Source organism: Veillonella sp. VA142 (assembly GCF_003992135.1).
In the GTDB taxonomy this organism is placed as follows: domain Bacteria; phylum Bacillota; class Negativicutes; order Veillonellales; family Veillonellaceae; genus F0422.
This window is the reverse complement of sequence record NZ_RQVN01000007.1, coordinates 40,328-51,175: the sequence shown is the minus strand read 5'-3', so window position 1 is coordinate 51,175 and position 10,848 is coordinate 40,328. Positions and strand designations below refer to the sequence as shown.

General features: G+C 39.8%; 11 protein-coding genes. All 11 read right to left on the bottom strand.

Going from position 1 to position 10,848, the window contains the following annotated elements; translation table 11 throughout:
- Positions 1 to 23: 23 nt before the first annotated feature.
- Entirely contained in the window at positions 24 to 503 is a 480-nt protein-coding gene (locus tag EO117_RS04385) for a DivIVA domain-containing protein (RefSeq protein WP_126939291.1), read from the bottom strand.
- Between the two features lie 13 nt (positions 504 to 516).
- Positions 517 to 1,302, bottom strand: a complete 786-nt coding sequence (locus tag EO117_RS04380; RefSeq protein WP_126939290.1) for an RNA-binding protein — start codon at positions 1,300 to 1,302, stop codon at positions 517 to 519.
- Complete coding sequence (gene proC / locus EO117_RS04375) at positions 1,292 to 2,110, bottom strand: pyrroline-5-carboxylate reductase (RefSeq protein WP_126939289.1); 819 nt, start codon at positions 2,108 to 2,110, stop codon at positions 1,292 to 1,294. The genes EO117_RS04380 and proC overlap by 11 nt, the downstream gene beginning before the upstream one ends.
- Before the next feature lie 16 nt (positions 2,111 to 2,126).
- On the bottom strand, positions 2,127 to 2,630 hold the full coding sequence (locus tag EO117_RS04370; RefSeq protein ID WP_126939288.1) for a cell division protein SepF: 504 nt from the start codon (positions 2,628 to 2,630) through the stop codon (positions 2,127 to 2,129).
- 14 nt (positions 2,631 to 2,644) lie between these two features.
- Positions 2,645 to 3,334 carry a YggS family pyridoxal phosphate-dependent enzyme gene (locus EO117_RS04365; protein ID WP_126939287.1) on the bottom strand — a complete coding sequence of 230 codons (690 nt, stop codon included), beginning with the start codon at positions 3,332 to 3,334 and terminating at the stop codon, positions 2,645 to 2,647.
- A gap of 298 nt (positions 3,335 to 3,632) precedes the next feature.
- Entirely contained in the window at positions 3,633 to 4,526 is an 894-nt protein-coding gene (gene pgeF / locus EO117_RS04360) for a peptidoglycan editing factor PgeF (RefSeq protein ID WP_126939286.1), read from the bottom strand.
- A gap of 118 nt (positions 4,527 to 4,644) precedes the next feature.
- Entirely contained in the window at positions 4,645 to 5,274 is a 630-nt protein-coding gene (locus tag EO117_RS04355) for a TonB-dependent receptor (RefSeq protein ID WP_126939285.1), read from the bottom strand.
- A 28-nt stretch (positions 5,275 to 5,302) separates the two neighbouring features.
- Positions 5,303 to 5,947, bottom strand: coding sequence for a TonB-dependent receptor (locus EO117_RS04350; RefSeq protein WP_126939284.1), 645 nt, complete (start codon positions 5,945 to 5,947; stop codon positions 5,303 to 5,305).
- 90 nt (positions 5,948 to 6,037) lie between these two features.
- Positions 6,038 to 6,424 (bottom strand): (deoxy)nucleoside triphosphate pyrophosphohydrolase, encoded by a 387-nt coding sequence (locus EO117_RS04345; protein WP_126939283.1) that lies wholly within the window; start codon positions 6,422 to 6,424, stop codon positions 6,038 to 6,040.
- Positions 6,425 to 6,434: 10 nt separating this feature from the next.
- Positions 6,435 to 9,341, bottom strand: a complete 2,907-nt coding sequence (locus tag EO117_RS04340) for a DUF3427 domain-containing protein (RefSeq protein WP_126939282.1) — start codon at positions 9,339 to 9,341, stop codon at positions 6,435 to 6,437.
- A gap of 181 nt (positions 9,342 to 9,522) precedes the next feature.
- Positions 9,523 to 10,713, bottom strand: a complete 1,191-nt coding sequence (gene eis / locus EO117_RS04335) for an enhanced intracellular survival protein Eis (RefSeq protein WP_126939281.1) — start codon at positions 10,711 to 10,713, stop codon at positions 9,523 to 9,525.
- Between the last annotated feature and the right edge of the window lie 135 nt (positions 10,714 to 10,848).

Genomic DNA, 10,848 nt, shown 5'->3' with positions numbered 1-10,848 from the left:
GAATAATCAAGCCGAAATTCACCTTATGCTTCTGTTTCTGTCTGTACAGGTGTAATTTCCTGTAAAGCAATACCATCTAATAATTGTAGTTGCGCTGTTAAAATTGATTCTACTTTTGCACGGAATACGGCCATTTCATTCGCAATGGTAGCATATTTAGCTTCTGCTTCTCGCAACGCACGATTGGCATCTTCTAAGATTAATTTACGTTGTTGCTCCGCATTTTGTAGAATTAAATCAGCTTCTTTACGAGCTGCCTCTTTTACGTTTTCACCAGTTTCTTGAGCCAGTACCAATGTATTGCGCATAGTTTCTTCCGTTGATTCGTATTGATTCAAACGTTTTTCCATTTGCTCTACTTTATCAGTCATTTCGCGATTTTCGCGATACAAGATTTCATAGGCTTGTACCACTTCATTCAAGAACTCGTTTACTTCATCGCAGTCAAAACCACGAATACTTTTTCCAAACTCTTTATTATGAATATCCATTGGTGTTAACATAGGATCAGCCTCCTTACATAAATCGTTTTAGATGTACTCCAATACGTCCTTTTTTAGATGTACCCGTAATACTTTCTATTTGCATACGACCTCTCCCGCGAAGGGAGATAACATCTCCTTCTTTCACTTCTTGCGCTGGTCCTTTCGCAGGCTGCCAATTCACTTGTACTAATCCTGCCTTGATGGCCTCCACCACTTTTGTACGAGATGTACTAAAACCAGAAGAGGCGATGGAATCCAAGCGCATGGAAGCTACAGTAGTTCGTACTTCTTTTATTTTTTCTTCTTTCGGTTGTAATTCACTCAATTCCATCCGTGATACTGTCACCGTAACCATAGCAATTTTTGTAAAATTTTGAATCACAAAATCTGCTATCGTTGCATCAACAATCACTTGAGCACCACCACTAGTGACGATAATATCGCCAAAATGAGTGCGATCAATACCAAGTCCCATTAAAGAGCCCAACACATCACGATGCGTCAACAGTCGGAATCGTGGATCCCAGGATACTTTCAATACCGCAATTTGTAAATCTACCGTACCTTGAAAGTGAGGATCCACAAAGGCCACTCGAAGGCGCTCTGCCCCTTCATAGCCCCCACTGGAAATGATGTCAATACCACCGAAATTCGCTTTTACTGCATCGGCAATGACAAGGCCCGCAGGGGACATAAAATCTGTCACACGATACGGTCTGCCTGCTTGTACTTGCTCCGCTAAGTCGATCATACGTCTAGCTTCTTCGCCATTACCAGATGCCTCAAAATATCGAATTAACTTTTCTTTATCTTTCACGTTGTTTTCCTATTTCATTTGATCGCTCATAACAAGCGAGGACACCTTCCATAATAGAGGACCGTAATCCTTCTTTTTCCATGGCTGCAATACCTGCTATAGTAGTCCCCCCTGGAGAGGTCACTTGATCTCGCAGTACACTGGGATGAGAGCCTGTTTCCAATGCAATTAAGCCTGATCCATACATCGTTTGTACCGCTGCTTGCAACGCCAACGGCCTAGTAAGTCCAATCCGAACCCCTGCATTTGCCATAGCATCTAAAATCGTATACATATAGCCTGGACCCGCCCCTGCTAATGCACCAATACGGTCCAAATCAGCTTCTGAACACACGACAGCTTCACCTAATGCTTCAAAAATACGCAAGGCTTGCTCTCGTTCACCTGGAGTTACCTCCTCACTACTTGCAATGGCTGTAAAACCAGCTTTCACTAGGATTGGTGTATTCGGCATAGCACGCAACCAATGCCCATGGGATGCAAAGGACTGCAATGTATCCAATGTAATGCCTGCAGCAATGGAAATACATATTGTTCTCGGCTCAATCAGTGGGCCTACCTCTTGCATAAGAGATGGTAATACTTGAGGTTTCACGCCAAATACGATGATTCTATACTCATCGAATGCAGGTATGGCATCACAATCTGTAAAGGCGGTCACACCGAGCGTACGTTCTAACTCCGCTGCTTGTTCACTGCGACGCACCAATACATCTACTTCCTCAGGTCCCCAAACACCTTGCTCCAAAGCCCCTTGTAAAATTGCACCACCCATCGATCCTACACCAATTAGTAGTATTTTTTGCATGGCTATCTCCTAATACTTAGGCTTGTGGCTCTTTCCAAGCTAATTTATCAGATATTTCTGTATATTCTTTATCTGTATAATCTACTGTTACATTCACTGGTACGCAGATAAAAATATCTTTACCAATTTTTTCTAATTTTCCATCTAAAGCAAATGTAGCGCCACTAACAAAGTCTACAATGCGTGCAGCTTCATGAGGGTCTGTGTTTTCAAAATTAATCACTACTGGACGCATATCGCGTAATTGATTTGCAATGTTTTCAGAGTCTTCGAATGCTTTTGGCTCTACGATGACTACTTTCATACCACTAGAACGTTGTGCCACTGTGTTATATCCTCCTGTTTTTGGATGTGCTGCTGATGCTACAGGTCCATTACCACCTGCCACTGGTGCTGTTACCACTGGCTGTTGAGATTCTTCTTCATATACATCTTCTGGATAATCTTCATATTCGTACCCATCATCTTGATTACCGCCAAAAAAGTTTTTTACAGAATTCCAGCTGTCTTTCAGTGCCATCGTCATTTCCTCCATTACTTATCATAGTGGCGCTCTCCAAATATTGCGGTTCCCACACGGACAATATTTGCACCCTCTTCAATTGCTACTTCAAAATCATGGGTCATCCCCATAGATATATATTCAATCTGCCCTTCATCAAAATGAAGTTTCATGTCTTCAAACAAAGCATGTGCCACTCTAAAGATAGGCCGTGCCTCTTCTGGATCATCAAAAAATGGTGCCATACACATAAGCCCTTTTACCCGTACATTAGGTAATGTTTTGGCATATTCGCGTATAGTTGGAAATGTTTCCACATCCATACCAGACTTGCTCTCTTCTCGTGCCACATTAACTTGTAGTAATACTTCTTGTATCAAGCCTTCTCTAGCGGCAATGCGCTGAATTTCATCCAACAACTTAACATTATGAACCGAATGAATCAACGCGAACTTGCCCACCGCATTGCGCACTTTATTGTTTTGCAATTGCCCAATCAAATGCCATTGTAGCTCTGGTCCCTGGTAGAGTTCCATTTTTTCTTTTGCTTCTTGTACACGATTCTCGCCCACGGTTCTTACCCCTAGGTGAGCCACCTCTTGCACCGCCTCTACAGGATGATTCTTTGTCACCGCTACTAGCGTAACAGAATCCGTTCTTCCCACTCGTGCTTTCGCCGCTTCGATGCGTTCCTGCACTTCATGTAATGCTGTTGCTATCATATATGTCAGTCCTCTTTCGTCGTTACATTCCACTCTGAAAGGTCTTCATAAAAAAATAATACTTTATCTTTCTTATTATAAACGAAAGAATAAGAAAAGTACATAGAAAAAGCATTATTTCAAGCCTAGTTCTCTGTATTTTCTTATTCTTAGTTATCTAATTTATATATTTGTTAAGTATTTCACGCATGGATGAAAGGATATTCTCCCCTATTATGTACCGTCATCCTATGTGAGTTTACGGGTGTCCTGTGGAAGCACCCTCCCTTAAGAGAAACAAGTCTAAGACATCTATGTTCTAGACTTGCTCTCGTAGGACAGCAAACATAGCCATTCGACCCGTCCGTCCTTGATCTCGCCGGTACGAGTAACATCCATCCGTGGTCATCGTGTCCGTTGATGATACCGCCACTTGCTTTAATGGTACACCCTTCTGCACCACACAGGCTGCAATGTATCCTTTCAAATCTACATGCGGTGTAGGTGTTGGCTGCCCCACTCGTTGGATATAACGCACTACCTCATCCACCTGTGAAAGTCCCAAGGCATGCATGTCTTGTCGGAACTGTTCTGTAATTTCTTCACTCACCTCGAAGGAGTCCGCCCCAATGGAAGGACCGATGAAGAGGTAGCAATCTTCTAGCAACGTTCCATATGCCTCGTGCATGCTATCCATAGTACGTTCCACAATGTGCGCAATAGCACCACGCCAACCAGCATGGACAACCGCCACTGCATGATGCGCCGCATCATAGATAAGGACAGGCACACAGTCCGCCACAAGCAACAAAAGAGGAACCTCCACCAAATTCGTATGAATCGCATCGCTGTCCGGGATGCTATCATCCCAACTAAAAGCCCCTCGACCAACAAGCTCTTGTGTTACTCTCGTCACACCTACACCATGCACTTGCTCTCCGCAAGTCAAATGGTTAGGATCCACCCCTAGCACCTGCGCTAAACATTTACGATTCTTCGCCACCGCTTCTGGAGTATCACCAACATGCAACCCCATATTGAAACTGTCAAAGCTACCTTCGCTGACACCACCATAACGGTAGGTGACACCGTGAGTGAGGGGGAAGTCTTCTAGGAGTGGAGAGTATTCATAGGTAATAGTTGTAGAGTTGTTTTCATCGAGGGTAGCTCGGCGGAGAGAGGAGGATGAGAGGGATGTTTGAGTTTTGATCATGTTGGAAGCTCCTAAGTTATTACTAGACTAATTTATGATGTAATAAATATAGAGTTTATCTTGCTTAATTGTCAAATTCATTTTATTTTGTAGTTAGGAATAGTTCTGGCGCCTAGAATTAATGTGCCTCTATCTTTATCTTAGTTACTCTTTCTCCATCGTTTTCAAAAGAGATTCCCGTAATAAAATCTGAGTTCCACATAAATCCGCCATAGAACCATGTGTTCGTCGTAAAAATATGTGTTGGTCTTCCATACACCTCATATACTTTTTCCAACGTATCACCAACACCAATACCTCTATGAGTAACAGCATCCCGATTAGTAATTTCCATGTAATCTACAATATATGAATCTTTACTATCGCCCTTTGTAAATGCCTGAGTAAATCTTACTCCTCCATACACTAATCCATGTCCTGGAGAGGTTGGTTCCCCCAAGCTCGCTTTAACTTGTCCAAAGGTAGCTCCCATAGGAACTCCAAGCACCTGATATTCAATCGAATCTAATGAATGACCTACAACTTGATGAAGTCCAAAGTTACTTGGATACTCCGATCGTTGTGGTAATCGAATCGCACTCGTAGATGCTCCACTCGTTCCAGTGGAACTACTTTGTTTCCCCGCTTCATTCCAAGATTTTTCAATCTTTTTCCACGTGTTAGACAACCAACTAGCTTCTACGTGAGTTGGTGTAAAGAGGGTCGCACTAAATAGTGCTAATAAAATAGATGTGGTTAGTTTTTTCATAAAGAGACCTCTCACTTGGAAATATATATTAATGAGAATGCAGATGAATTTTTGTTACCCTTTCACCATCATTGTCAAAGTAAATACCGAAAATATAATCTGAGTTCCACTTGAACGCACCATAAAACCATGCATTATTATCAAAAATATATGTTGGTCGACCATAGGCATTGTACACCTGTTGTAGCGTGTCACCTACTGTAATCCCACGATGAGTCGTAGCATCCCTATTAGTAATCTCAATATAATCTACTACATTATCATCATCGTAGTCGCCTTTTGTAAACGACATAGAAAATCTTACCCCGCCATATCTCATACCACGATTAATTTCAGTAGGTTCACCAAGACTATTTCTTACTTGTCTGAAAGTAGCTCCCATAGGAACCCCTAACACTTGATATTCAATGCTATCCATATTGTACCCTATTAATTGTCCACCTCTATAACTACTTGGATAATCATAGCGTTGTGGTAAACGAATCGTACTGGAAGATGTACCACTTGTATCCGTAGAGCCTTCCCTAGACGCCTTATTTCGTTCTGCAGTTTCATTCCAAACCTTTTCTAGTTTTTTCCATGACTTAGATAACCAACTGGCTTCTACATGCGTTGGCGTGAAGATGGTAGCACTGAATAGTGCTAGTAAAATAGATGTGGTTAATTTTTTCATGGTCTCTCCTCTTTCATTGTGAATCATATACTATTCTAATCTTGTCATATTTAATTACTAGTATATCATTTGTATCTCTATACGTCCTGCCTAAACAATTAAACTTTTCACACATTCCACGATAGGCAAATCAGCTTCTAACCAATCTACATCATACAAGGTTTCTAAGTTTAACCAACAAGCTGCACTATGTTCTTGTAAATGAAAGCCTCCTAATAATTCACATTGATAGGCATGCATAATAAGATGGAAGTTAGGATAGTCATACTCTACCGTTGTTAAAAAATCTCCTACTGTAATCTGCACATCTAATTCTTCTTGTATTTCACGAGATAAAGCTGCTTTATAATCTTCTCCAAACTCAATTTTACCTCCTGGAAATTCCCAACGTCCTTGCAAATCTCCATAACCTCTTTGTGTAGCTAATACTTGTTTATCTCTCATAATAACTGCTGCTACTACTTCTATCGTTTTCATCTTTTCTCCTTTAATGATTCACAAAATAATCATACAAATCTTCACGTATCGGAGTTTCTAAATCATACATAATACGGACAGCTTTTTTCGTTGTCCCCGGCATGGTAAACACTTCTGTTTCTCCCGTTGCATGAATGTGGCCTAAATAATAAAACTCTTTTGCCCCATCTTCATCATTTTTATTTTTCCGAATAAATAAATGCATAGTAATGCCTTCTTCTTTTGCATGTAAGGCTTTTTGTACCAAATTATTACTAAGGTCCACACCACTTTTAGAAATAGCAATTAATTGTTGTGGAGATAATAATTTATCTTCATATCTAATAGTATCTGCAATATCTTCGCCCTTATCATAATTGATAAATACCGGATATGTTTTGGTGGCCTCATCATATTTATAACCACCTATATTTAATGGTACTATACTCGTTTCCCACTCCATTAACTGACATACATCTTCGTACGTATATTTTTGATACAGTGTAAAAGAAGCTTCCTCATATCTTTGACTATAATATTTTTGATTTCTTTGAAACCCTACTTTCACATAGTCTTCAACCATATCACGGAACCCTTCTTTTTGTAGAGCTTCACGGAATACTATTGATATTTGTAATCCCCCTGGTACTTCATCACACAACACGGCATCCTTGAAGCTAGCTTTAGCGGAACCTGTTTTAAACTGGCCTGTAAATAAATTGATAATATTTTTTTCCGTATGGATTGTACAAGGAATGCCTAATCTTAATAACTGATGTTTCATATACGCTAATGGATTAGCTTCACCCTTCAATAATCCTTCCAATACATAGAGTTCATGCACCCGTTTGCCAAGTACCATGTACTGCCCCATATACTCTAATATTTTAGCTTCTATTGCCGAAAGTCTATGGGTGTAGTCTTTTTCATAGTCTACCAAAAACTTATAATATGTTTTTGCATTACTACTAAAGATCAAAGAAATATCAATACTTCCATAGTTTTCAAAATCTATCAATTTGGGTATGCGCCCTAATTTGTATTTTAAATTTTTGTAGGCTTGTCGAATATGTTTAATCTGCGTAAACTTAGCTGTGTCGATAGATTTAAAAATACGCTCTTGAGCAATCGCATCAAAATGGATGGTAGATGCACCTGGGATCACCCGTGTTCCTTCTTGCACATAATAGCGTAAACTATCTTTATTATGGCTTACGTCACCAGAAAGAGCTACAGGAATCATAAAGTTATTATTAAAGTTTCCAATAAAATCAAGAACAACTACATAGTCCTTACTATTGTGACGTCGCAATCCCCGACCTAATTGTTGTACAAATACGATAGGACTCTCTGTACCACGGACCATAACTACTTGATTCACTTCTGGAATATCGATACCTTCGTTAAAAATATCTACGGTCATAATATAGTCTAATGCATCATTAGCGTCCGGTCCTGATAATCTTTGAATCGCCGCTTCACGACTTTCTTGTGAGTTTGCACCACTTAAACTAAGAGTACGCATCCCTAGTTGATTAAAAGCCATAGATAGTTCTTGTGCTTCTTCAATATTATGACAAAATACTAAGCCTTTTACTCGCTCTCCAGAATATCCATAATAATGACATTGCTCTAGGATAACTCTAGCTCTTGTTTGGTAATCCCATTCATTGGCAAAAATACTCTGCGCATCATCTCCTTCATAGGTAGCCACTCCATCCGACAATTGCCCAATACCAAAATAGTGGAATGGACATAGTAAATCTGATTCTAGTGCATGTTGTAATCGTATTTCATGAATAATATTGTAATCAAATAATTTATAAATATCAAAATCATCGGTACGCTCTGGACTAGCTGTCATGGCAAACCAAAATTTAGGTGTAAAGTATTTCATAATTCGGTGGTAACTTTCAGATCCCGCCCGATGTGCCTCATCTATGACGATGATGTCAAAATCTGTGGGAGAAAATCGCTCATAACACTCTGGCTTCGACATCATCTGCATAGTCGCAAATAAATAGGTTTCTGAAAACCCTTTTGCTGTACCCGATAACACACCATATGTTACGGCATCACCAATCACCCGTTGATACGATTCCATTGCTTGTCGAGCCACCTGTTCACGATGCACTAAAAATAATACTCGCTTTGGCTTTACACTACTGACAGCAAAGGCTGATGCATATGTCTTACCTGTTCCTGTAGCAGAAATCAACAGCCCTTTATTAGCACCTGATTGATACAACTCTGTAAACTTTTCAATCACATAGGCCTGCATGCTATTCGGCTGTAATACTTTTGGGACTTGATTATATTCAGTTACGCTAGCATCTGCCACTGCTGGTAATTGTTTCTTAGTAGAATCATTACACTGTTTATATAACATTCTATACGTATCAATATATTCTACATAAGTCTTTGTCTCATCTGCTGCCCACAAACTCTCAAATTCTTCTAAGACCGATGTTACAAAAGATCCTTGCTTATGAGAACTATAATGCACATTCCACTCTTTATTTCTCGTCAATGCATGGAGTGTCATATTAGAACTGCCCATGATAATAGTAAACTCATCTTCCAAATGGAATCCATATCCTTTTGTATGAAAGCCTATATCTGACCCTTGTGCATCAAATATGCGGAGCTCAATATTACTAAACTGACTTAACTTGTCTAGTATTTTAGGATCATTAAACATCAAAAAATTTGTTGTCAAAATACGACCCGGAATATGTTTTGCTTCCAACTCTTTTAACGTCATTAATAATGGACTTAATCCACCTGCTGTAATAAAGGCTACACTGATAAAAAAAGATTCACATCGTTTTAACTCGCTCTCTATAGCGGAAATTACCTTCCGACCTTCTTCTGCATTATTCGATACAAACTCTGGTCCACTATGCTGTAATGATTTAGTAAAATTTATCGCACTCATCTCTATCTCCTATATACATGTATATAAGATCACTCTACCAGCTCTTATGCATAAGATCAATAGAAAAAATAAAAAGAACTCTACGCATCCTATAACAAGCATGAGTATTCTCATGGTTTGTCAAGAAATGCATAGCGTTCTTTCTTATCTTATGGTAATTGTATCAACGTAACAAAGTATCTTACCACCATTCATTGATATACGTATTTTGTCTTGGGTAGGCCCGATTTAACACTTCTAATATATCATCGGGTCCTTCTAGTGTTTCTTCAAAGGCGAGTTCTGTTGCGCTCATGCGACCCATAAGTAGTAAGCTCAAGGCCCCTACTGAGAACACCAATTTTGCATTGATATCTACATACTCTTTATGTTTCACTACTTGGGCTTTACCTTCTTTATAGGACACTACATAGGTGCCGTGGTTCCACTCACATAATGGGTCTTTCACACCAAATTGGATGGCTCCTTCTAATGCCACGGGTACGGGAATGCTTTCCATAGCGAGTTTCACATCTACAATGCGACTCATCATAAATGGCATCGTGCTGTGCCCCGTTTTTCCATCTGTGTGAAAAATATAGCCTTGGTCAATCATGCCTTCGTTCCAACGTACGCTTTCACCTTGGGAACGATGGTTGTACAAGAAGTTTAGCAATGCTTTTTGGGCACGGCGAGTGGTATACACAAACTCGCTCACCGCAATCTCAGGCTCTCCCAAGCGATAAAAACAATAGCCTTCTAGTTGTCCAGAATCATTTCTCACATATCCAACTTGCACGCCTTCTGCAAAAATAGATTCCAACAGACGAACCCATTCTTTTTCTTTTCGTACCGCATAGCCGGACAATGGTTTTGTATACGTTTCATAGACTCCTGCTAAGCGTTTCCATTCACGTGGGGAGCGCAACATGCCAAAGGATAAGGTTTTGTCTAGTTTCTTTAATAAGGGCGCTAACTTATCCAATTTCATGGTTTGTACCCATTGATGGGCATACAAATCCCAGCCATAGTTTTGATAAAACCCTGCAGAAGATGGCATTAGAATCGTTAAGCCTTGTCCACGTTCTTTCAATTCCCCTAAGGCTGCTTTTAATAATTTTTTACCGACCCCGCTACGTCGTACAATCGGGTCTGTGGCAACCCCTACCATATAAGACACAGGAAGGTCCACTCCGCGAACACGAATGGTATTTTGTCGTAAATGAACAGTACTCACCAAATAACTACGATCAATGCCCACCATCGTATTATCTGGTTCATAGGCCGTATCAAAATAATATTTAAAAAATGGATGATCCTCTGGTTCAAAACAATAGGCCCACAAACGTTTTACTTCTTTTGTATCTGATTCTTTGGCAATTCTAAATTTCAAAATAATCCCTCTTCCATCGCTATGGTACATAGAAAATAGTTCGAATACTTTATGGTATTATTATATAAAAAAGAAGGGCCTACTGCTAGACCCTCTATACACTTCTTTTGTGAAAGTTTACTGGCATAGAAAAAG